The organism is Citrobacter sp. RHB35-C17 (genome assembly GCF_013816795.1).
Taxonomy (GTDB): domain Bacteria; phylum Pseudomonadota; class Gammaproteobacteria; order Enterobacterales; family Enterobacteriaceae; genus Citrobacter_A; species Citrobacter_A amalonaticus.
On the sequence record NZ_CP057150.1, the window covers coordinates 1,497,272 to 1,520,178 of the forward strand.

The following is a 22,907-nucleotide window of genomic DNA, read 5'->3' on the forward strand; positions in this document are numbered from 1 at the left end:
ATAATTGTCTATCGACGAACCGCCACAGGGACGCTATGTTAACGGAGTGCATAAATAAACAAGGGATCGATGATGAAAAACACCGAACTGGAACAACTGATCAACGAGAAACTGAACAGCGCCGCCATCAGCGACTACGCGCCAAACGGTTTGCAGGTTGAAGGCAAAGAAACGGTGCAAAAAATCGTCACCGGTGTGACCGCCAGTCAGGCGTTACTGGATGAAGCGGTGCGTCTGCAGGCTGATGCGGTCATCGTTCATCATGGCTATTTCTGGAAAGGCGAATCTCCGGTGATTCGCGGGATGAAGCGCAATCGCCTGAAAACGCTGCTGGCGAATGACATTAACCTCTACGGCTGGCATCTCCCTCTGGATGCACATCCCGAACTGGGCAATAACGCACAGTTGGCGGCCCTGTTGGGGATCACCGTGATGGGTGAAATCGAGCCGCTGGTTCCCTGGGGCGAACTGACGATGCCGGTCCCTGGGCTGGAACTGGCGTCGTGGATTGAAGCACGTCTTGGACGCAGGCCGTTATGGTGCGGTGACACCGGGCCGGATACCATCAAACGTGTCGCCTGGTGCACTGGCGGCGGGCAAAGCTTCATCGACAGCGCCGCGCAGGCTGGCGTTGACGCCTTTATCACCGGTGAAGTTTCCGAACAAACCATCCACTCAGCCCGTGAACAGGGACTGCATTTTTACGCCGCCGGGCATCACGCCACCGAACGCGGCGGGATCCGTGCGCTCAGCGAATGGCTGACGGAGAACACCGATTTGGATGTGACGTTTATTGATATTCCAAACCCGGCATAAATAAAAACAAGAGGAATGCAAGTGCAACGAGCGCGTTGTTATCTGTTAGGTGAAACGGCGGTAGTGCTGGAGCTTGAGCCGCCGGTGACGCTGGCGAGCCAGAAACGTATCTGGCGTCTGGCGCAACGTTTGGTTGAGACGCCAAACGTGGTCGAGGCGATTCCGGGAATGAACAATATCACCGTGATCCTACGCGACCCGCAAACGCTGGCGCTGGATGCGATTGAACGCCTGCAACGCTGGTGGGAGGAGAGTGAGGCGCTGGAGCCAGACTCACGCTATATCGAAATTCCGGTGACCTACGGCGGCGCAGGTGGTCCCGATCTGGCGGACGTTGCCCGCCATAGCGGCCTGAGCGAAAAGCAGGTAGTGGAGCTGCACGCGTCGGTCGAGTATGTGGTCTGGTTTTTAGGTTTTCAGCCGGGATTCCCGTATCTCGGTAGCTTACCGGAACAACTGCACACGCCCAGGCGCGCTGAGCCGCGGCTGATCGTTCCGGCTGGATCGGTGGGTATCGGCGGACCGCAAACCGGTATTTATCCGCTGCCAACGCCTGGCGGTTGGCAGTTGATTGGTCATACCTCGCAGGCCTTGTTCGACCCGAAAAAAGAGGAACCGGTTCTCCTGCGCCCTGGCGATAACGTGCGCTTTATCCCGCAGAAGGAGGGGGTATGCTGAATATTATTCGCGCGGGATTGTACACCTCCGTTCAGGATGGCGGTCGTCACGGTTTTCGTCAGTCAGGCGTTAGTCACTGCGGTGCGCTGGATAAACCGGCGATGCAAATCGCTAACCTGTTGGTGGGTAATGAGGCCAGTGCTCCGGTGTTGGAAATTACTCTCGGACAACTGGTTGTGGAATTTGAAACCGACAGCTGGTTTGCCCTGACCGGTGCGGGATGTGAAGCGCGGCTGGATAATCACCCCGTCTGGACGGGCTGGCGTCTGCCGGTGAAAGCGGGCCAGCGTCTGGTGCTAAAACGTCCGCAGCATGGTATGCGCAGCTATCTTGCCGTCGCGGGCGGTATCGACGTGCCGGAAGTGATGGGGTCATGCAGTACCGATCTCAAAGTGGGCATCGGCGGGTTGGAAGGACGCCTGCTGAAAGACGGCGACCGGCTGGCGACCGGCAAACCCCGACGGACGTTCCTGGAAGCGCGAGGGGTAAAACAACTGCTATGGGGGAATCGCATTCGGGCGCTGCCGGGGCCGGAATACCACGAATTTGACGCCGTTTCGCAGGAGTCGTTCTGGCGATCGCCGTGGCATCTCAGTCCGCAGAGTAACCGGATGGGCTACCGCCTGCAGGGACAACCGCTGATGCGAACGACGGATCGGGAATTGGTGTCGCACGGTCTGCTGCCTGGCGTGATTCAGGTTCCGCACAACGGGCAGCCGATTGTATTGATGAACGATGCCCAGACGACCGGCGGCTATCCGCGCATTGCCTGCATAATCGAGGCAGACATGTACCATCTGGCGCAGATCCCGCTCGGTCAACCCATTCACTTTGTTCAGTGTTCGCTGGAGGAGGCGCTGAAAGCGCGGCAGGACCAACAGCGCTATCTGGAACAACTCACATGGCGACTCAATGATGAACATTGATTTAAATGCGGATCTCGGCGAAGGCTGCGCCAGCGATGGAGAACTGTTGACGCTGGTCTCATCGGCCAACATTGCCTGCGGCTTTCATGCCGGCGATGCGCAAACCATGCTGACCAGCGTGCGCGAGGCGCTGAAAAATGGTGTAGCCATTGGGGCGCACCCGAGCTTTCCGGATCGGGAAAACTTTGGCCGCACGGCGATGACGCTGCCTGTGGAAACGGTGTACGCGCAAACGCTGTATCAAATCGGCGCGCTGGCGGCAATAGCCCGGGCGGAGGGGGGCGTCATGCGGCACGTGAAACCGCATGGCATGCTCTACAATCAGGCGGCGAAAGATCCGCAACTGGCAGATGCCATTGCCAAAGCGGTGTACGCCTGCGATCCGGCACTGATTCTGGTCGGCCTGGCGGGAAGTGAGCTTGTCCGTGCGGGTGAGCGTTACGGTCTCGTCACGCGCCAGGAGGTGTTCGCCGATCGCGGTTATCAGGCGGACGGCAGTCTGGTGCCACGCACGCAGCCGGGCGCGCTGATTGAAGACGAGGACCAGTCGCTGGCGCAAACGCTGGGAATGGTGGAAACCGGACGCGTGAAAAGCATTACCGGTGAATGGACAAGCGTGGTGGCGCAAACGGTTTGTATTCATGGCGATGGCGAACACGCGCTGGCCTTCGCCCGACGTTTACGCTCGGCGTTTGAAGCCCGCAGAATCACCATTGTTGCCTGAGCACACTGACGCAGCCTCCATAGAGGGGTTGCGCATATAAAAACACCACAACAAAACACAACATACAGGAATGGATTATGGGAGATGCAATAACGCTCTGGCCACTGATGGGCATCGCCGTCATTGTGGTTGGATTTCTTTTACGTTTTAACCCGGTGCTGGTGGTTATTGTCGCCGGGATCGTCACTGGACTGGCGGCACAAATGCCGATCGCCACGATCCTCGAAAAGCTGGGTGAAGGTTTTCTCAACACCCGCAACCTGCCGTTTATCCTGCTGATCCCGCTGGCGGTTATTGGCCTGCTCGAGCGTCACGGGCTGAAAGAGCGCGCCCAGGCGTGGATTGCCAGGATTAAAAGCGCTACATCAGGTCGCTTGCTGATCGTCTATCTGTTTATTCGTGAAGCCACCGCTGCGCTAGGGCTGACCAGCCTGGGCGGTCACCCGCAAATGGTGCGTCCGTTGTTAGCGCCTATGGCGGAAGGGGCGGCGGAGAAAACGTACGGGGCATTGCCCGGCGCGGTGCGCTACCGGTTGCGAGCGATGTCGGCGGCGACGGATAACGTGGGACTTTTTTTTGGTGAGGATATCTTCGTCGCGTTCGGCGCGATTATCTTCATGCACAACTTTATGCTGGAGTCCGGCGGTATTCAGACCGAACCGCTGCACATTGCCTTATGGGGGATCCCAACGGCCCTGTGCGCCTTCGTGATCCATGGTACGCGCCTGTGGCGGCTGGATAACTATCTGCAACGCGAAATGGCGAAAGCCGGTTCTGTTGACACCCGCAAAGGAGAGGCGCAATGAATTTTCAACAAAGCTACCTCTACTGGCTGGCGGGGATCGTGCTGCTGATTGTCGCCATTATGTCCTGGCAGGATAAAGCTAATCCGCGTCGGTTAACGACCGGGTTATTCTGGGGCGTCTACGGGCTGTTGTTCCTGCTGGGCGACTGGACGTATCAACTGGTGGGCGACAAACGTACAGTCAACATTGCCGTCGGTGTCGCGGTGGTGATCATGGCGTTGATCGCCGGTTTTGGCGGCGTCAAGCTGGGCAGTTATCATCAGCGCACCCGCGAGCAGCGGGAAGAGAGCGCGACGCGTCTGGGTAACCGCCTGTTTTACCCGGCGCTGGCCATTCCGGTCGTCACCGTGATTGGCGTACTGATGTTCAATCACATTCCGGGGTTGCAGGACGCTCTGTTTGGACCGGGTAATCATGCCACGCTGGTGACGCTGTTCTCGATGACCGCAGGCTCACTGATTGGTCTCGGTATGGCTATCAAAATGACCCATGAGAGGGTGCATCAGCCGATTCAGGAGGCGCGCCGCCTGCTGGATTCCATCGGCTGGGCATTTATTTTACCGCAGATCCTCGCAACGTTAGGACTGCTGTTTACGGCGGCAGGCGTTGGCAGTGGCATTTCGTATCTTACTCAAGAGTATCTGGCCGTCGACAGCCGCTTTATCGCGGTGGCGGTGTATACCATTGGGATGGCGCTGTTGACGATGGTGATGGGCAATGCGTTTGCCGCCTTCCCGATTGTCACCGCGGGAATTGGCATTCCGATTCTGGTGCTTCAGCACGGTGGTAACCCGGCGGTGATGGCGGCTATCGGGATGTTCTCCGGCTATTGCGGTACGCTGATGACGCCGATGGCGGCAAACTTCAACATCGTGCCCGCCGCGCTGCTGGAACTGCCAGATAAAAACGCGGTCATTAAAGCGCAGGTGCCAACCGGCATACTGCTGCTGCTAGTCAACGTGTTCCTGATGTATTTCCTGATGTTCCTGTAAGGAGGACGGATGAAAACGGTATTAATCACCGGATTTGAGCCCTTCGGCGGCGAGCAGATTAACCCTTCCTGGGAAGTGGTCTCGCAGCTCGACAATGCTATCATCGCCGGGTGCCGCGTGGTGGCGCGTCAGTTGCCGTGTGTGTTTGGCGAGTCGCTCAGTGTGCTGAATTCCGCCATTGATACGCTCTCTCCATCGCTGGTGCTGGCCATCGGACAGGCGGGCGGACGGACCGATATTACCGTTGAGCGCGTGGCGATCAACGTCGACGACGCGCGTATTCCGGATAATAAAGGCCAACAGCCGGTGGATGAGCCGATTGTTGCTGGTGGACCAGCGGCCTGGTTTAGCACGCTGCCAGTCAAAGCCATGGTGGCGGCGATGCGTGAAGCCGGTGTGCCAGCGTCGGTCTCACAGACGGCGGGGACATTTGTTTGCAACCATGTGATGTACGGATTGCTCCACAAACTGAGCGGCATCGCGGAGGTGAAGGGGGGATTCATCCATATCCCTTATCTGCCGCAGCAGGCGGCGGCGCATCCGGGGGCGCCCAGTATGGCGGCGGAAACGGTGCGTCTGGCGCTGGAGGTGGCGATCGCTACCGCATTGCAGGTTGACGATGACATCGCCGTGACAGGTGGCGCCACGCACTAATCTTCTCAGATAAGGACAGAACCATGCCTGAAGGCCCGGAGATCCGCCGCGCGGCGGATAACCTGGAGGCGGCGATCAAAGGCAAACCCCTGACGGATGTCTGGTTTGCCTTTGCGCAGTTAAAACCGTATCAATCCACACTGGTGGGGCAGACCGTCACGGCGATGGAGACGCGCGGCAAAGCGTTGCTGACCCATTTTTCTGCGGGTCTGACGCTCTACAGCCATAATCAGCTGTATGGCGTCTGGCACGTGGTGGACAGTGGCGACATGCCGCACACCACCCGTATTCTGCGCGTTAAACTGCAAACCGCGGATAAAACCATTCTGCTTTATAGCGCGTCTGACATTGAGATGTTGACGCCGGAACAGCTCACTACCCATCCCTTCCTGCAACGGGTTGGGCCGGACGTGCTGGACCCGCGTCTGACCCCTGATGCGGTGAAAGCCCGGTTACTCTCGCCGCGTTTTCGCAACCGCCAGTTTTCCGGACTGTTGCTGGATCAGGCTTTTCTCGCTGGGCTGGGAAACTATCTGCGGGTGGAGATCCTCTGGCAGGTGGGGATAACCGGTCAGCATAAAGCGCGCGATCTCAGCGATGCGCAGTTGACGGCGTTAGCGCATGCGCTGCTGGATATTCCGCGCTTGTCCTACACCACGCGTGGGCAGGTCGATGAAAATAAGCATCATGGCGCGCTGTTTCGCTTTAAGGTGTTTCACCGCGACGGTGAACCTTGCGAACGTTGTGGCGGGATCATCGAGAAAACCACGCTCTCCTCACGGCCGTTCTACTGGTGTCCACATTGCCAGCATTAATGCGCTTGTCGCGGCGCTTTGGCTGAAATAAAACGGGCGATGGCAGGGCCAGTGAGAAGAATACTGAACAGCCGCAGGGTTTGCATCGCCATGATCAGCGACATGTCGGCGTGACTGCCGGCGGCAATGACTGCAACCGTATCAAGCCCGCCGGGGCTGGTGGCGAGATAGGCGGTTAAAAAATCAATCTGCATATAGTGGGTCATTCCCCAGGCCATTGCTGCGCAAATGGCAAGCAGGGCGAAGATAGAGAGCAGGATTTGCGGCAACGGTCGCAGCGCCATAAAGAAGACCTGCTTGTCGAATCCGAGACCAATCTGCCAGCCAATAAGCATATACGCTATCGCCAGCAGCCATTCCGGCAGTTCAATCACCATCACGCCGCTTGCGTGCAGCAGGGCGCCTACCAGCATCGGCACCAGCATGGTACCGGAGGGAATGCGCAGCACCCGACCGACAACGCTGGCAACCACCGCTAATAGCAGCGTCGTGAACAGATTGCCGCTCAGCGGCGGGAACCACTCAATCTGCTGGCTGACGGCTTCTGCGCTTTCGCCCATGATAAACCGCGTCACCAGCACTGCTGCGCCAGCGACAAACAGTACCCGCAGATATTGCATAAAGGCGACCAGGCGGATATCGGCGCCGTAGTCTTGCGCCATCGCGACCATTGCCGCCGCACCGCCGGGAGATGAGCCCCACGCGCCGGTATTGCCAGGGAGTGAACTGTAGCGAACCAGTAACCAGCCAACGACCGTACTGGAGAGCAGCGTCACCAGCAGAACTGCCAGCACTACTACCCAGTTTGCCGCCAGCGTCGTTAATAATGAGCCTGACAAATTCTGCGCAATCATACAGCCAAGAATGGCTTGCGCGCCGAGGAACGTACAGCGAGGAAGCTTTAGTGAGATACCGCGAAGACTAAACAGAATACCGGTGATCATCGGGCCGAGCAGTAACGCCGCCGGAAGATGAATGCTGAGAAAGAGCAGGGACAGAAGGAGTGACAGCAAAAACAACAAGCCCCACTGCAGAACTGGCATCCTGTGCTCCCGGAAGAAATGAACAAACTATCCGTAAATCATAGAGAAGGGCGGAGAAGATTAATATAGCGAGGGTCAAGAAAAGGTAGGGAAGTTGCCGGATGGCGCTACTACTTATCCGGCCTACGAATTGACAACCGTAGGCCGGATAAGACGCAGTCGCGTCACCATCCGGCAGTCTGACGATTAATGCTTAAGGTCAGATTTAAAATCGCGTTTTTCGTAGCCGGTGTACAGCTGACGTGGACGCGCGATTTTCATGCCATCGGTATGCATTTCGCTCCAGTGCGCAATCCAGCCGACGGTACGCGCCATGGCGAAGATCACGGTGAACATGGAAGACGGGATTCCCATCGCTTTCAGGATGATACCGGAGTAGAAGTCGACGTTCGGGTAAAGTTTCTTCTCAATGAAATACGGGTCGTTCAGCGCGATGTGTTCCAGCTCCATCGCCACTTCCAGCAGGTCATCTTTGGTACCCAGCTCTTTCAGCACTTCGTGGCAGGTCTCACGCATCACGGTGGCACGCGGATCGTAGTTTTTGTAAACACGGTGACCGAAGCCCATCAGGCGGAAAGAGTCATTCTTGTCTTTCGCACGACGAACGAATTCCGGAATGTGTTTAACCGAGCTGATTTCTTCCAGCATCTTCAGCGCCGCTTCGTTCGCGCCACCGTGCGCCGGTCCCCACAGGGATGCAATACCCGCAGCAATACAGGCAAACGGGTTCGCGCCAGACGAGCCAGCAGTACGTACCGTTGAGGTGGAGGCGTTCTGTTCATGGTCGGCATGCAGGATCAGGATACGGTCCATTGCGCGTTCCAGTACCGGGTTCACTTCATAGGTTTCACACGGCGTGGAGAACATCATGTTCAGGAAGTTACCGGCGTAGGAGAGGTCGTTACGCGGATAAACAAACGGCTGGCCGATAGAATATTTGTAACACATCGCCGCCATTGTCGGCATTTTGGACAGCAGGCGGAATGCGGCGATTTCGCGGTGGCGCGGATTGTTAACATCCAGAGAGTCGTGATAGAACGCGGCGAGTGCACCGGTGATCCCGCACATGACCGCCATCGGATGTGAATCGCGACGGAAAGCGTGGAACAGACGGGTGATTTGCTCATGGATCATGGTATGGCGAGTCACGGTGGTTCTGAACGCGTCGTACTCTGCCTGCGTCGGTTTTTCGCCGTTCAGCAGGATGTAACACACTTCCAGATAGTTAGACTCGGTGGCTAACTGATCGATCGGGAAGCCGCGATGCAACAAAATGCCTTCATCGCCGTCGATGAACGTAATTTTGGATTCGCAGGATGCAGTAGAGGTGAAACCAGGGTCAAAAGTAAACATCCCCTTCGAACCCAGGCTACGAATATCAATAACATCTTGACCTAGCGTGCCCTTCAGCACATCCAGTTCAATAGCCGTATCACCATTTAGGGTGATTTTTGCTTTTGTGTCAGCCATTTACGGTCTCCTTAGCGCCTTATTGCTTAAGACTACTCAGGTGAGATTTGCCATCGATACATCAATCAACCGTTACCAGTTTGTTATTCGGCTCGCCGCTCTGGATAGAGGAGAAACCAGGGTACAGAGCAATGGGCGCTTGCAGGTAAATCAGTTAACTCATGGTGAATTAGCAACAAATCAACAACTTAGCAATCCGAATTATTCAACCTGTCTATCACTATTAACTGTACTGAAGGGATCGGTCAATATCTTCCTACTGTTACATAACTTATTTGCAGGTTAAAGAGTGACCCCATAACTTTTACGCATTATATGCCTTTTCTGGTGTTGTTTGTAACAACTTTGTTTAATGATTGTCAAATCAGATGATTAAAAATTAAATAAATGTTGTTATCGTGACCTGTGTCACTGTTCGGGATAAAACCCGACAAACTATATGTAGGTTAATTGTAATGATTTTGTGAACGTCCTATACTGCCGCCAGGTCTCCGGAAACCCCTGCAATCCCGAGCCACCCAGCGTTGTTACGTGTCGTTTTAGCAACTGGAAGCAGTGTTTTACATGACGCGCAGTTATAGAAAGGACGCTGTCTGACCCGCACGCAGACCGGAGGAAGGAAATCCCGTCGTCTTTCAGGCTACAGGTGATTCACTCTCTGTACCCGAAGTCCAAAGGGAATAATAAGAACAGCATGTGGGCGTTATTCATGATAAGAAATGTGAAAAAACAAAGACCTGTCAATCTGGATCTGCAAACGATCCGGTTCCCAATCACGGCGATAGCGTCCATTCTCCATCGCGTTTCCGGAGTGATCACCTTTGTGGCGGTCGGGATCCTGTTGTGGTTACTGGGCACCAGCCTCTCTTCCCCTGAAGGATTCCAGCAGGCATCCGCCATCATGGGTAGCTTTTTTGTTAAATTTATTATGTGGGGCATCCTTACCGCGCTGGCGTATCACGTCGTGGTCGGTGTTCGTCACATGATGATGGATTTTGGCTATCTGGAAGAAACATTCGAAGCGGGTAAACGCTCAGCCAAAATCTCTTTTGTTATCACTGTCGTGCTTTCACTTCTCGCAGGAGTCCTCGTATGGTAAGCAACGCCTCCGCACTAGGACGCAATGGCGTACATGACTTCATCCTGGTCCGTGCTACCGCTATCGTTCTGACGTTATACATCATCTATATGGTGGGTTTCTTCGCCACAAGCGGCGAACTGACCTGGGAAGTCTGGACCGGTTTCTTCTCATCGGCTTTCACCAAAGTCTTCACCCTGCTGGCACTCTTCTCCATCTTGATTCATGCCTGGATCGGCATGTGGCAGGTGTTGACCGACTACGTTAAACCACTGGCAATTCGGTTGTCGCTGCAACTGGCTATCGTCGTTGCACTGGTGGTTTACGTGATTTATGGATTTGTTGTGGTGTGGGGTGTGTAATGAAACTGCCAGTCAGAGAATTTGATGCTGTAGTTATTGGCGCAGGCGGCGCAGGTATGCGTGCGGCGCTGCAAATTTCCCAAAGCGGACAGACCTGTGCGCTGCTGTCCAAAGTGTTCCCAACCCGTTCCCATACCGTTTCCGCGCAGGGTGGCATCACCGTCGCGCTCGGTAATACCCATGAAGATAACTGGGAATGGCACATGTACGACACCGTGAAAGGGTCGGACTACATCGGTGACCAGGACGCTATCGAATATATGTGTAAAACCGGTCCGGAAGCGATTCTGGAACTGGAACATATGGGGCTGCCGTTCTCCCGTCTCGACGACGGTCGTATCTATCAGCGTCCGTTTGGCGGCCAGTCGAAAAACTTCGGCGGTGAGCAGGCGGCACGCACCGCAGCGGCAGCTGACCGTACCGGTCACGCACTGCTGCATACGCTGTATCAACAGAACCTGAAAAACCACACCACCATTTTCTCCGAGTGGTATGCGCTGGATCTGGTCAAAAACGCCGATGGCGCAGTGGTCGGTTGTACCGCACTGTGCATCGAAACCGGTGAAGTGGTTTACTTCAAAGCCCGTGCAACCGTGCTGGCCACCGGCGGCGCAGGCCGCATTTATCAGTCCACCACTAACGCGCACATCAACACCGGCGACGGCGTGGGGATGGCAATCCGTGCCGGTGTTCCGGTTCAGGATATGGAAATGTGGCAGTTCCACCCAACCGGGATTGCCGGTGCGGGCGTGCTGGTAACAGAAGGCTGCCGCGGTGAGGGCGGTTACCTGCTGAATAAACACGGTGAGCGCTTTATGGAGCGTTATGCGCCGAATGCGAAAGACCTGGCGGGCCGTGACGTGGTGGCGCGTTCCATCATGATTGAAATCCGTGAAGGTCGCGGCTGCGATGGTCCTTGGGGTCCGCACGCTAAACTGAAACTTGACCATCTGGGTAAAGACGTCCTCGAATCCCGTCTGCCGGGCATTCTGGAATTGTCCCGTACGTTTGCACACGTTGACCCGGTGAAAGAGCCGATTCCGGTTATCCCAACCTGTCACTACATGATGGGCGGTATTCCGACCAAAGTGACCGGTCAGGCATTGACGGTGAACGAGCAGGGTGAAGACGTGGTGGTTCCGGGGCTGTTTGCGGTGGGTGAAATCGCCTGCGTATCGGTACACGGCGCTAACCGTCTGGGCGGTAACTCGCTGCTGGATCTGGTGGTCTTTGGTCGTGCGGCCGGTCTGCATCTGCAGGAATCTATCGCTGAGCAGGGTGAACTGCGCGATGCCACAGAAGACGAAATCGACGCGTCCCTGGCGCGTCTGAACCGCTGGAACAATAACCGTGATGGTGAAGATCCGGTGGTGATTCGCAAAGCGCTGCAGGAATGTATGCAGCATAACTTCTCGGTCTTCCGGGAAGGCGATGCGATGGCGAAAGGGCTTGAAGAGCTGAAAGCCATCCGCGAGCGGTTGAAAAATGCCCGTCTGGACGACACCTCCAGCGAATTCAACACCCAGCGCGTAGAGTGTCTGGAGCTGGATAACCTGATGGAAACTGCCTATGCCACCGCAGTATCCGCCAACTTCCGTACCGAGAGCCGTGGCGCGCATAGCCGCTTCGACTTCCCGGAGCGTGATGATGAAAACTGGCTGTGCCATTCCCTGTATCTGCCAGAGACGGAATCCATGACCCGACGTGAAGTCAACATGGAACCGAAACTGCGCCCGGCATTCCCGCCGAAGATTCGTACATACTAATGCGGAGACAGGACAATGAAACTCGAGTTTTCAATTTATCGCTATAACCCGGATGTTGATGACGCTCCGCGCATGCAGGATTACACCCTGGAAGGCGAAGAAGGGCGTGACATGATGCTGCTGGATGCGTTGATGCAGCTCAAAGAGAAAGACCCCAGTCTCTCTTTCCGCCGCTCCTGCCGTGAAGGCGTGTGTGGTTCAGATGGTCTGAACATGAACGGGAAGAACGGTCTGGCCTGCATCACGCCGGTATCAGCGCTGGTTCAGCCCGGTAAGAAAATTGTTATCCGTCCGCTGCCTGGTTTGCCGGTGATCCGCGATTTGGTAGTAGACATGGGGCAATTCTATGCACAATATGAGAAGATTAAGCCTTACTTATTGAATAATGGGCAAAATCCTCCGGCTCGTGAGCATTTACAGATGCCAGAGCAGCGGGAAAAACTCGATGGGCTGTATGAATGCATTCTGTGCGCCTGCTGCTCAACGTCTTGCCCATCCTTCTGGTGGAATCCGGATAAGTTTATCGGTCCGGCGGGTCTGTTAGCGGCCTATCGCTTCCTGATCGACAGCCGTGATACCGAGACGGACAGCCGCCTGGAAGGGATAAGCGATGCATTCAGCGTATTCCGCTGTCACAGCATCATGAACTGCGTCAGTGTATGTCCTAAGGGGCTGAACCCGACGCGCGCCATTGGCCATATTAAGTCGATGCTGTTGCAACGCAGTGCGTAAGTAGACATTGCCTGCGGTGGCAATCCTGTAGGCCGGATAAGACGTTTCCGTCGCCATCCGGCACATGTTGCCTGATGGCGCTTCGCTTATCAGGCCTACGGGGTCGCCATCAGGCAAATTAGTGCAGGAAACCTCTAAAAACTGCCACATTGATAGCAATAATCGAGATGTTCAGCGCGAGATAAGGCGCGAACGGAACGAATCGCCGGGAGCATAGTTCACTATGTGACCGGGTGAGGAACGGTTGCAACGTAGTCGCAGCCTGAACAACGACGATTATTAGACAGTTTTTAAAGGTTCCTTAGCGGACGCAGATCACACGACAGTCCGTAACAAGTGAACCCCGGCACGCATACGACGTATGCGTGGTAGTATCCACGGCGAAGTAAGCATACAAATGCTTAAGGGATCACGATGCAGAACAGCGCTTTGAAAGCCTGGTTGGACTCTTCTTACCTCTCTGGCGCAAACCAGAGCTGGATAGAACAGCTCTATGAAGACTTCTTAACCGATCCTGACTCGGTAGACGCTAACTGGCGTTCGACGTTCCAGCAGTTACCTGGCACCGGAGTCAAACCGGATCAATTCCATTCAAAAACGCGTGATTATTTCCGTCGTCTGGCGAAGGATGCCTCACGTTACTCTTCTTCGATTTCCGACCCTGACACCAATGTGAAGCAGGTTAAAGTCCTGCAGCTCATCAACGCTTATCGCTTCCGTGGTCACCAGCATGCGAATCTCGATCCGCTGGGACTGTGGCAGCAAGACACTGTTGCCGATCTGGATCCGTCCTTCCACGATCTGACAGAGGCCGACTTCCAGGAAAGCTTTAACGTAGGTTCTTTTGCCGGCGGCAAAGAGACGATGAAGCTGGGCGAGCTGCTTTCCGCGCTCAAACAAACGTACTGCGGCCCGATTGGTGCTGAGTACATGCACATCACCAGCACCGAAGAGAAACGCTGGCTGCAACAGCGCATCGAATCCGGTCGCGCGGCATTCAGCAGCGAAGAGAAAAAACGCTTCCTGAGTGAACTCACCGCAGCCGAAGGTCTGGAACGTTATCTGGGCGCCAAATTCCCTGGCGCGAAACGCTTCTCGCTGGAAGGCGGTGATGCGTTAATCCCGATGCTCAAAGAGATGATCCGCCATGCCGGTAACAGCGGTACCCGTGAAGTGGTGCTGGGTATGGCGCACCGTGGTCGTCTGAACGTCCTGGTCAACGTACTGGGTAAGAAACCGCAGGATCTGTTCGACGAATTTGCGGGTAAACATAAAGAACATCTCGGCACCGGTGACGTGAAGTACCACATGGGCTTCTCATCGGATATCGAAACCGAAGGTGGCCTGGTTCACCTCGCGCTGGCGTTTAACCCGTCGCACCTGGAAATCGTCAGCCCGGTGGTGATCGGTTCCGTTCGCGCTCGTCTGGATCGTCTGGATGAACCAAGCAGCAACAAAGTGCTGCCGATCACCATCCACGGCGACGCTGCGGTAACCGGGCAGGGCGTGGTTCAGGAAACCCTGAACATGTCGAAAGCGCGGGGTTACGAAGTGGGCGGTACCGTTCGCATCGTGATCAACAACCAGGTGGGCTTCACCACTTCTAACCCGCTGGATGCACGTTCCACCCCGTACTGCACCGATATCGGTAAAATGGTACAGGCACCGATTTTCCACGTGAATGCGGACGATCCGGAAGCGGTGGCTTTCGTCACTCGTCTGGCGCTGGATTTCCGCAACACCTTCAAACGCGATGTCTTCATCGACCTGGTGTGCTACCGCCGTCACGGCCACAACGAAGCCGACGAGCCGAGCGCAACCCAGCCGCTGATGTATCAGAAAATCAAAAAGCATCCGACCCCGCGCAAAATCTATGCGGATAAGCTGGAAGCGGATAACGTCGCGACGCTGGAAGATGCTACCGAAATGGTCAACCTGTATCGCGACGCGCTGGACGCGGGCGAATGCGTGGTGAAAGAGTGGCGTCCGATGAATATGCACTCCTTTACCTGGTCGCCGTACCTCAACCACGAGTGGGATGAAGCGTACCCGAACAAGGTTGAAATGAAGCGCCTTCAGGAACTGGCGAAACGCATCAGTACGGTGCCTGAAACCGTTGAGATGCAGTCTCGTGTGGCCAAAATCTACGGCGACCGCCAGCTGATGGCGAACGGGGAAAAACCGTTCGACTGGGGCGGCGCAGAAACGCTGGCTTACGCTACGCTGGTTGACGAAGGGATCCCGATTCGCCTGTCCGGTGAAGACTCTGGTCGCGGCACTTTCTTCCATCGCCACGCGGTGATCCACAACCAGACCAACGGGTCGACCTGGACTCCTCTGCAGCATGTCCACAACGGGCAGGGCAGCTTCCGCGTCTGGGACTCCGTGTTGTCTGAAGAAGCGGTACTGGCCTTCGAATATGGCTATGCCACAGCGGAACCGCGCACCCTGACCATCTGGGAAGCGCAGTTCGGTGACTTCGCCAACGGCGCGCAGGTGGTTATCGACCAGTTCATCTCCTCTGGCGAACAGAAATGGGGCCGGATGTGTGGCCTGGTGATGCTGCTGCCGCACGGTTATGAAGGGCAGGGTCCGGAGCACTCCTCCGCGCGTCTGGAGCGTTATCTGCAACTTTGCGCTGAGCAGAACATGCAGGTGTGCGTACCGTCTACTCCGGCTCAGGTGTATCACATGCTGCGTCGTCAGGCGCTGCGCGGGATGCGTCGTCCGCTGGTGGTCATGTCGCCGAAATCGCTGCTGCGCCATCCGCTGGCGGTCTCCAGCCTGGATGAGCTGGCGAACGGCACCTTCCTGCCTGCCATCGGTGAAATCGATGACCTCGATCCGAAAGGCGTGAAGCGTGTGGTGATGTGTTCTGGTAAGGTTTATTACGACCTGCTGGAACAGCGTCGCAAGAACAATCAGAAAGATGTCGCCATTGTGCGCATCGAACAGCTTTATCCGTTCCCGCATCAGGCGATGCAGGACGTATTGAAACAGTACGCTCACGTACATGATTTTGTCTGGTGCCAGGAAGAGCCGCTCAACCAGGGCGCATGGTACTGCAGCCAGCATCATTTCCGTGAAGTGATTCCATTTGGGGCCGCTCTGCGTTATGCAGGTCGCCCGGCCTCCGCCTCTCCGGCGGTAGGGTATATGTCCGTTCACCAGAAACAGCAACAAGATCTGGTCAATGACGCGCTGAACGTCGATTAATTAAAGGATACAAAATGAGTAGCGTAGATATTCTTGTTCCCGACCTGCCTGAGTCCGTAGCGGACGCGACTGTTGCCACCTGGCACAAAAAACCGGGTGATGCGGTGGTTCGTGACGAAGTGCTGGTAGAAATCGAAACTGACAAAGTGGTACTGGAAGTACCGGCATCAGCGGACGGCATTCTGGATGCGGTTCTGGAAGACGAAGGCACCACCGTGACCTCCCGCCAGATCCTCGGTCGCCTGCGTGAAGGCAATAGCGCGGGTAAAGAAACCAGCGCGAAGTCTGAAGAAAAAGCGTCTACCCCGGCGCAGCGTCAACAGGCTTCTCTGGAAGAGCAAAATAACGATGCGCTGAGCCCGGCGATCCGTCGCCTGTTGGCTGAGCACAACCTCGACGCCAGTGCGATCAAAGGCACCGGTGTGGGCGGACGTATCACTCGTGAAGATGTGGATAAGCATCTGGCGAAAGCCCCTGCGAAAGCCGAGGCCAAAGCACCGGCAGAAGCCCCTGCTGCACAGCCAGCGCTGGGGGCACGTAGCGAAAAACGCGTACCGATGACCCGTCTGCGCAAACGCGTGGCCGAGCGTCTGCTGGAAGCGAAAAACTCCACTGCCATGCTGACGACCTTCAACGAAGTGAACATGAAGCCCATCATGGATCTGCGTAAGCAGTACGGTGAAGCGTTTGAAAAACGTCACGGTATCCGTCTGGGCTTCATGTCCTTCTACGTGAAGGCGGTAGTAGAAGCGCTGAAACGCTATCCGGAAGTGAACGCCTCTATCGATGGCGACGACGTGGTGTATCACAACTACTTCGACGTGAGCATGGCGGTATCCACGCCGCGCGGTCTGGTGACCCCGGTCCTGCGCGACGTCGATACGCTGGGTATGGCTGACATCGAGAAAAACATCAAGACGCTGGCTATCAAAGGTCGTGACGGCAAGCTGACGGTGGAAGATCTGACGGGCGGTAACTTCACCATCACCAACGGTGGTGTGTTCGGTTCGCTGATGTCCACGCCGATCATCAACCCGCCGCAGAGTGCGATCCTCGGCATGCACGCGATTAAAGATCGTCCGATGGCGGTAGATGGCAAGGTCGAAATCCTGCCGATGATGTACCTGGCGCTGTCCTACGATCACCGTCTGATCGATGGTCGCGAATCCGTGGGCTTCCTGGTGGCGATCAAAGAACTGCTGGAAGATCCGACTCGTCTGCTGCTGGACGTGTAGTAAACAAGAGTATCACCTGCCTCGTAGGCCGGATGAGCGTAGCGCCATCCGGCACAAGCACCACGCCGGTCTACGGGTTTAAAGATAACGATTACCTGAAGGATGGACAGAACACATGAACTTACATGAATATCAGGCAAAACAACTTTTTGCCCGCTATGGCTTACCGGCGCCGGTGGGTTATGCCTGTACTACTCCGCGTGAAGCTGAAGAAGCGGCATCGAAAATCGGTGCGGGTCCGTGGGTAGTAAAATGTCAGGTTCACGCAGGTGGCCGCGGTAAAGCGGGCGGTGTGAAAGTTGTAAAAAGCAAAGAAGAGATTCGCGCGTTTGCTGAGCACTGGCTGGGCAAACGTCTGGTGACCTATCAAACAGACGCCAACGGTCAACCGGTCAACCAGATTCTGGTTGAAGCGGCGACCGATATTGATAAAGAGCTGTATCTGGGTGCGGTCGTTGACCGTAGCTCCCGTCGTGTGGTCTTCATGGCCTCCACCGAAGGCGGCGTTGAAATTGAAAAAGTGGCGGAAGAAACCCCGCACCTGATCCACAAAGTGGCGCTTGATCCGCTGACCGGCCCAATGCCGTATCAGGGACGCGAGCTGGCGTTCAAACTGGGTCTGGAAGGCAAACTGGTTCAGCAGTTTACTAAGATCTTCATGGGCCTGGCGACCATTTTCCTTGAGCGCGACCTGGCGCTGATCGAAATCAACCCGCTGGTTATCACCAAACAGGGTGACCTGATCTGCCTCGACGGCAAACTGGGCGCTGACGGCAACGCGCTGTTCCGCCAGCCGGATCTGCGCGAAATGCGCGATCAGTCTCAGGAAGACCCGCGTGAAGCGCAGGCAGCACAGTGGGAACTGAACTACGTCGCGCTGGATGGCAACATCGGCTGCATGGTTAACGGCGCAGGTCTGGCGATGGGCACCATGGACATCGTGAAACTGCACGGCGGCGAACCGGCTAACTTCCTTGACGTGGGCGGCGGCGCCACCAAAGAGCGCGTCACCGAAGCGTTCAAAATTATCCTCTCTGACGACAACGTTAAAGCGGTTCTGGTTAACATCTTCGGCGGTATCGTGCGTTGCGACCTGATCGCTGACGGCATTATCGGCGCGGTAGCGGAAGTGGGCGTTAACGTTCCGGTGGTGGTTCGTCTGGAAGGTAACAACGCCGAACTCGGCGCGAAGAAACTGGCTGACAGCGGCCTGAATATTATTGCAGCGAAAAGTCTGACGGATGCAGCTCAGCAGGTTGTTGCCGCAGTGGAGGGGAAATAATGTCAGTTTTAATTAATAAAGATACCAAGGTTATCTGCCAGGGCTTCACCGGTAGCCAGGGGACATTTCACTCCGAACAGGCAATTGCCTACGGTACGCAGATGGTTGGCGGCGTAACGCCAGGCAAAGGCGGCACCACGCACCTGGGCCTGCCGGTATTTAACACCGTGCGTGAAGCCGTAGAAGCGACGGGCGCCACCGCGTCCGTTATCTACGTGCCGGCACCGTTCTGCAAAGACTCCATTCTGGAAGCCATCGACGCAGGCATTAAGCTCATCATCACTATCACCGAAGGCATCCCGACGCTGGATATGCTGACCGTGAAGGTGAAGCTGGATGAAGCCGGTGTACGCATGATCGGCCCGAACTGTCCGGGTGTTATCACCCCGGGCGAATGCAAAATCGGCATCATGCCCGGTCACATTCATAAGCCGGGTAAAGTGGGTATCGTCTCGCGTTCCGGTACGCTGACCTATGAAGCGGTTAAGCAGACCACCGACTACGGTTTCGGCCAGTCCACCTGTGTGGGCATCGGCGGCGACCCGATCCCGGGCTCTAACTTCATCGACATCCTGAAACTGTTCCAGGAAGATCCGCAGACCGAAGCGATCGTGATGATCGGTGAGATCGGCGGTAGCGCGGAAGAAGAAGCGGCGGCCTACATCAAAGATCACGTGACCAAACCGGTTGTTGGCTACATTGCCGGTGTGACTGCGCCGAAAGGCAAACGTATGGGTCACGCAGGCGCCATTATCGCCGGTGGAAAAGGAACTGCGGATGAGAAATTCGCAGCGCTGGAAGCCGCTGGTGTGAAAACCGTTCGCAGCCTGGCCGATATCGGCGAAGCGCTGAAAGCCGTCATTAAGTAAAAGCAATAAAACAGCCCAACCCCTGCATTTACCCGTGATGCAGGGGAAAGGGCTGGTCCATTTTCGACATGGTTGGCCATCTGATGATGGCCTTTTTTTTGCCTGTCTGTATGCCGGATGGCGCTGGCGCTTATCCGGCCTAGGGGGGAGTGTTGACTTGCCAGGTTATGCGCTTTCAGCCAGCGCTTTCAGCCAACGGATGCCGCTTTCCGGAGAGGTCATCACCGGGACGGGCGGCGACGGAAGCTGCTGCAGAACGCGCGCCATCGACGCTTGCGCCAGCATAACCACATCAGCCTGTTTATACGCGCTGTGCAATCCTTCGCTGACGATGCGGTCATGCGTTTCCATATCGCCCGCCAGCAGAGCATGGAAGGCCTCTTCCATCAATATCGGCGTCACGGTGCATTGCTTACCACTGGCCTGTACTTTGCGTTGCACATACTCCAGCGTCGGTTTCATCGTGGTGGCGACGGTGGCCAGCACGGCAATGTTCTCACCCAGGCTAATGGCTTGTTCCACCATCGCGCAGTCGATACGGGCAAGCTGCAGCGGTGTCATAAACTGACACTGTTCAACCGCCGTGCCAATGGACGAACAGGCGGTGATGAAAATCTCGCAATCCGCTTTTTCGGCTATGTGGACGTAGTCGGCAATGCGTGCCGCAATGTTCGGCGTCACGCCTCCGGCCTTCATCACCTGCTTAATCATCGACTCTTCGACCAGGTGCATCACGTCCGCTTCTGGCATGATGTCGCCGATCAGTTGCTGCATCATGGCGAGCGTGGCGGAACTGGTGTGAAGCATAGCGATCTTTTTCATTCTGCGAACTCCTTGAGCAAACATTCGGCAACGGCCATAGCCGCATCGTGATCTTCCTGGGCGGACAGTCCACCAACCGCAACGGCCCCCACGCATTTACCGTTGTGAAGAATCGGTACGCCGCCGGGCAGCGCGGTAAAACGTGGGTCAGCAAAGTAGCTGATATCCAGTGACTCATTTTGCAGACGTTGCAAAAACGCCTGAGTGGTGCAACCTAAACGGCTGCTGGTGCGTGCTTTGCGCTGCGTCAGCTCAATGGTCAACAGTTTGGCGTTATCCATACGGGCAAAGCTCAGTAACTCGCCGTGAGCGTCGCACACCGCCACGCTGAGCGGACGTTGCGCATAACGGGTGTCGGCGAGATCGAGCGCGCAGTCTACCGCGCGTCGTGCCTGTTGCAGGGTTAAAGTCATCATGGTGAGTTATCCTTTTGACAGAGGTTCTGATACCGGCTGAGCAGGCGAACTCTCGCTCTGGGCCTGCGCCTGTCGGGCATCCTTTTTGCGCCAGTAGTTAGCTAGCAGCGAGCCGCTGACGTTGCCAAGCGGCGTCATGACCGCAGAGGCGAGACCAACGGTGGCCAGTTTTCCCATCGCGGCGGCAAGACCTGATGCCATCCCGCCGTTTTGCAGTCCGACTTCGAAGGCTACCGTCCGGGCGGACTGAACATCCATGCGGAAGATCCAGCGGCTCATCAGATAGCCAATCAGGAAGCCGCCGAGGTTGTGCATCAGCATGGCGAAGCAGAGCAGGAAGCCGACCTGAACCAGGTTGTCGCGCCCGGCTGCCGCTGCCGTAGTGGTGAAGAAAATGATGCCCATCATCGAAATGGTCGGCATGATCTTCTTAACGCCGGCCACGCGTCCATACAGCCAGTTATAGAACAGCGCCCAGATGATCCCGCCAGCCACAAAGTTCAGCACCACCGCATACATTTGCGCGTCGGCGCTGGCGCTACCAAACAGCGTGTCCCAGCCGCCGGTAAGCATATACAGCAGCCAGATGGCGCTGATCCCGGCCAGCGTTTGCACGGTACGACGCCCCTGCACGCCGGCATAGGTTTTCAGGTAGTCATGTAAAATCGCCGCGCCAATCGGGATCAACACGATTTTCACGACGTCCATCACCATCGCCGTGAGCTGGATGTCGATCATTGAACCCGCCAGCAGATTCACCCACAGCGGGGTCATGACCGTCGCCGCCAGCGTCGAGACGGCGGCGATCGAGACCGCCAGCGCCAGGTTGGCGTTGGCGATATACACCATGACAGTGGAGGAGAGCCCACTGGGACAGGAACCAATCAGCAGAATGCCTACCGCCACTTCCGGCGGAAAGTCAAAGATCAGCGTGATGCTCAGGCCGAGCAGAGGCATGATGACGAAATGACAGAAGGTGCCGATAAACACCGCCCAGGGCATTTTAGCGACGTCGATAAAGTCCTGAATCGTGAGTTTGGTGCCCATACTGAACATGGTCGCCTGGATCACCAAAAAGACGATCCATTTATGGGTGATGTTGAATCCGCCCCAGACGATTAGATCGGTTGACCAGGTCATCGCCGCGACAAAGCCGGCAATGATCCACAGGGTAAACTGGTAGCTGCGAAGATTTGTCCAGTAGCCCGCACCTGCCGCGAAGCCTGTCGTCAGCATCACCAGCCCCGGCTGCCAGAGGGCGGGAGACTGCATCAGCGCGCCAATTGCCGCCAGGGCGCCACCGGCGATGCAGACGCCCAGTCCGGTTTTGTGAATAACGGTTGTGATAGTCATGGTGAAATGTCCTTTCTCTCGTTATTACTGCCGTGGTGGAATAGCTAACATTTGCCGCGCAATATCCGGCGTGGCGACCTTTTTATCCATACTGCGAATAAGCGTGGCGAGTTTGGCAACCTGCTGATAATTATGCTGAGCTTTCTCTTCGGCGCTTAAATAATAGCTATCTTCAAAACCAATTCTCACTTCACTGGCGCCCATGCCGACCGCTGCCGCAATAATATCGAAATTCTTGCGGCCAAAATGGGTAATTCCCCATAAGGCGTCGCGAGGGATCATACTGCGCAAGGCAATTAACGCATCAACCGTCGCGGGTGAACTTCCACGGTGTCCGAGGACAATATTGAATAACATCGGTTTCTTGAACGATATTTTTTCTTCCAGCGCCAGAATGTTATTAATCATGCCAATTTCGAAAACTTCAAATTCAGGAATAATGGAACGTTGGGTTATTTGTTGCGAACAATATTCGACGTCCGGTCCGGGATTAACGTACACGGCATCGCCGAGGTTAACGGAGCCGACGTTCAGCGACGCCATTTCGACGCCGGGACAGTCCAGAGGCGCGCAGCGCTCGGCAATCGACATGGTGGAGACGCCACCGGTTGAGGCCTGAATAATCAGGTCGGAATGGCGCATGACGTGGTCAATTGTCTCCTGAAAATCGGTGGTGTCCGACGTCAGACGACCTTGTTTATCGCGAACGTGTAAATGCACGATGGCTGCACCCTGTTCGACGCTGGCCAGTATTTCCTGCGCCAGTTCTTCGGGTATAACTCTGGGGCAATCCGCGGCAACGGGTGCCAGCGAAATAATAACAGTATCCGACATGTGTTCCTCCGGTTTTCC

The 22,907-nt window shown here is 56.0% G+C and carries 22 protein-coding genes; 16 read left to right on the forward strand and 6 right to left on the reverse strand.

All coding sequences use genetic code 11. The features are described from left to right. The first annotated feature begins 72 nt into the window (after positions 1 to 72). From ybgI to nei, 8 genes are all read left to right on the forward strand, one after another. Entirely contained in the window at positions 73 to 816 is a 744-nt protein-coding gene (gene ybgI / locus HVZ37_RS07025; protein WP_043001380.1) for a radiation resistance protein YbgI, read from the forward strand. A 21-nt stretch (positions 817 to 837) separates the two neighbouring features. Further along, on the forward strand, positions 838 to 1,494 hold the full coding sequence (pxpB, locus tag HVZ37_RS07030) for a 5-oxoprolinase subunit PxpB (RefSeq protein ID WP_181628259.1): 657 nt from the start codon (positions 838 to 840) through the stop codon (positions 1,492 to 1,494). Then, positions 1,488 to 2,420: a 5-oxoprolinase subunit PxpC gene (gene pxpC / locus HVZ37_RS07035; protein ID WP_044327592.1), complete on the forward strand. Its 933-nt coding sequence runs from the start codon at positions 1,488 to 1,490 to the stop codon at positions 2,418 to 2,420. The genes pxpB and pxpC overlap by 7 nt, the downstream gene beginning before the upstream one ends. Next, a complete protein-coding gene (gene pxpA / locus HVZ37_RS07040; protein ID WP_044327595.1) occupies positions 2,410 to 3,144 on the forward strand; it encodes a 5-oxoprolinase subunit PxpA in 735 nt (244 codons plus the stop codon). The genes pxpC and pxpA overlap by 11 nt, the downstream gene beginning before the upstream one ends. Before the next feature lie 77 nt (positions 3,145 to 3,221). Beyond that, positions 3,222 to 3,950 carry a DUF969 domain-containing protein gene (locus HVZ37_RS07045; protein WP_043001377.1) on the forward strand — a complete coding sequence of 243 codons (729 nt, stop codon included), beginning with the start codon at positions 3,222 to 3,224 and terminating at the stop codon, positions 3,948 to 3,950. After that, complete coding sequence (locus HVZ37_RS07050) at positions 3,947 to 4,942, forward strand: DUF979 domain-containing protein (protein WP_043001376.1); 996 nt, start codon at positions 3,947 to 3,949, stop codon at positions 4,940 to 4,942. Before HVZ37_RS07045 ends, HVZ37_RS07050 begins: the two co-directional genes overlap by 4 nt. A 9-nt stretch (positions 4,943 to 4,951) precedes the next feature. Next, positions 4,952 to 5,596, forward strand: a complete 645-nt coding sequence (pcp, locus tag HVZ37_RS07055; protein WP_043001375.1) for a pyroglutamyl-peptidase I — start codon at positions 4,952 to 4,954, stop codon at positions 5,594 to 5,596. Positions 5,597 to 5,619: 23 nt separating this feature from the next. Then, positions 5,620 to 6,411 carry an endonuclease VIII gene (gene nei / locus HVZ37_RS07060; protein ID WP_044256562.1) on the forward strand — a complete coding sequence of 264 codons (792 nt, stop codon included), beginning with the start codon at positions 5,620 to 5,622 and terminating at the stop codon, positions 6,409 to 6,411. Here nei and HVZ37_RS07065 read toward each other — a convergent pair. Further along, positions 6,408 to 7,454, reverse strand: a complete 1,047-nt coding sequence (locus tag HVZ37_RS07065) for an AbrB family transcriptional regulator (protein ID WP_043001373.1) — start codon at positions 7,452 to 7,454, stop codon at positions 6,408 to 6,410. The two genes, nei and HVZ37_RS07065, sit on opposite strands and share 4 nt — an antisense overlap. Before the next feature lie 186 nt (positions 7,455 to 7,640). After that, positions 7,641 to 8,924, reverse strand: coding sequence for a citrate synthase (locus tag HVZ37_RS07070; protein WP_043001372.1), 1,284 nt, complete (start codon positions 8,922 to 8,924; stop codon positions 7,641 to 7,643). Positions 8,925 to 9,618: 694 nt separating this feature from the next. On the opposite strand from HVZ37_RS07070, the gene sdhC reads away from it, so the two are divergent. The 8 genes from sdhC to sucD all read left to right on the forward strand — a co-directional run bounded on the left by sdhC (position 9,619) and on the right by sucD (position 19,464). Continuing rightward, positions 9,619 to 10,023: a succinate dehydrogenase cytochrome b556 subunit gene (gene sdhC / locus HVZ37_RS07075; RefSeq protein ID WP_043001371.1), complete on the forward strand. Its 405-nt coding sequence runs from the start codon at positions 9,619 to 9,621 to the stop codon at positions 10,021 to 10,023. Beyond that, the gene (sdhD, locus tag HVZ37_RS07080) at positions 10,017 to 10,364 is read left to right on the forward strand and encodes a succinate dehydrogenase membrane anchor subunit (RefSeq protein ID WP_043001370.1); all 348 of its coding nucleotides are present in this window, start codon (positions 10,017 to 10,019) and stop codon (positions 10,362 to 10,364) included. Before sdhC ends, sdhD begins: the two co-directional genes overlap by 7 nt. Further along, positions 10,364 to 12,130 carry a succinate dehydrogenase flavoprotein subunit gene (gene sdhA / locus HVZ37_RS07085; protein ID WP_043001369.1) on the forward strand — a complete coding sequence of 589 codons (1,767 nt, stop codon included), beginning with the start codon at positions 10,364 to 10,366 and terminating at the stop codon, positions 12,128 to 12,130. The genes sdhD and sdhA overlap by 1 nt, the downstream gene beginning before the upstream one ends. A 15-nt stretch (positions 12,131 to 12,145) precedes the next feature. Further along, positions 12,146 to 12,862 (forward strand): succinate dehydrogenase iron-sulfur subunit SdhB, encoded by a 717-nt coding sequence (sdhB, locus tag HVZ37_RS07090; protein ID WP_043001368.1) that lies wholly within the window; start codon positions 12,146 to 12,148, stop codon positions 12,860 to 12,862. Positions 12,863 to 13,276: 414 nt separating this feature from the next. Next, positions 13,277 to 16,078, forward strand: a complete 2,802-nt coding sequence (sucA, locus tag HVZ37_RS07095; RefSeq protein WP_044327997.1) for a 2-oxoglutarate dehydrogenase E1 component — start codon at positions 13,277 to 13,279, stop codon at positions 16,076 to 16,078. Between the two features lie 14 nt (positions 16,079 to 16,092). After that, entirely contained in the window at positions 16,093 to 17,313 is a 1,221-nt protein-coding gene (gene odhB / locus HVZ37_RS07100; protein ID WP_044256556.1) for a 2-oxoglutarate dehydrogenase complex dihydrolipoyllysine-residue succinyltransferase, read from the forward strand. Positions 17,314 to 17,428: 115 nt separating this feature from the next. Further along, a complete protein-coding gene (gene sucC, locus HVZ37_RS07105; protein WP_042320639.1) occupies positions 17,429 to 18,595 on the forward strand; it encodes an ADP-forming succinate--CoA ligase subunit beta in 1,167 nt (388 codons plus the stop codon). Beyond that, positions 18,595 to 19,464, forward strand: a complete 870-nt coding sequence (sucD, locus tag HVZ37_RS07110; protein ID WP_043001365.1) for a succinate--CoA ligase subunit alpha — start codon at positions 18,595 to 18,597, stop codon at positions 19,462 to 19,464. Before sucC ends, sucD begins: the two co-directional genes overlap by 1 nt. Positions 19,465 to 19,629: 165 nt before the next feature. Here the strand turns inward: sucD and HVZ37_RS07115 are convergent, their stop codons facing one another. The 4 genes from HVZ37_RS07115 to HVZ37_RS07130 are packed head-to-tail and all read right to left on the reverse strand — an operon-like array spanning position 19,630 to position 22,889. After that, complete coding sequence (locus HVZ37_RS07115) at positions 19,630 to 20,286, reverse strand: aspartate/glutamate racemase family protein (protein WP_044256552.1); 657 nt, start codon at positions 20,284 to 20,286, stop codon at positions 19,630 to 19,632. After that, positions 20,283 to 20,702, reverse strand: a complete 420-nt coding sequence (locus HVZ37_RS07120; RefSeq protein WP_044256550.1) for a heme-binding protein — start codon at positions 20,700 to 20,702, stop codon at positions 20,283 to 20,285. The genes HVZ37_RS07115 and HVZ37_RS07120 overlap by 4 nt, the downstream gene beginning before the upstream one ends. Before the next feature lie 6 nt (positions 20,703 to 20,708). Further along, positions 20,709 to 22,055 carry a bile acid:sodium symporter family protein gene (locus HVZ37_RS07125; RefSeq protein ID WP_043001362.1) on the reverse strand — a complete coding sequence of 449 codons (1,347 nt, stop codon included), beginning with the start codon at positions 22,053 to 22,055 and terminating at the stop codon, positions 20,709 to 20,711. Positions 22,056 to 22,079: 24 nt separating this feature from the next. Next, positions 22,080 to 22,889 carry a 3-keto-5-aminohexanoate cleavage protein gene (locus HVZ37_RS07130; RefSeq protein WP_181628260.1) on the reverse strand — a complete coding sequence of 270 codons (810 nt, stop codon included), beginning with the start codon at positions 22,887 to 22,889 and terminating at the stop codon, positions 22,080 to 22,082. Positions 22,890 to 22,907 lie beyond the last annotated feature (18 nt).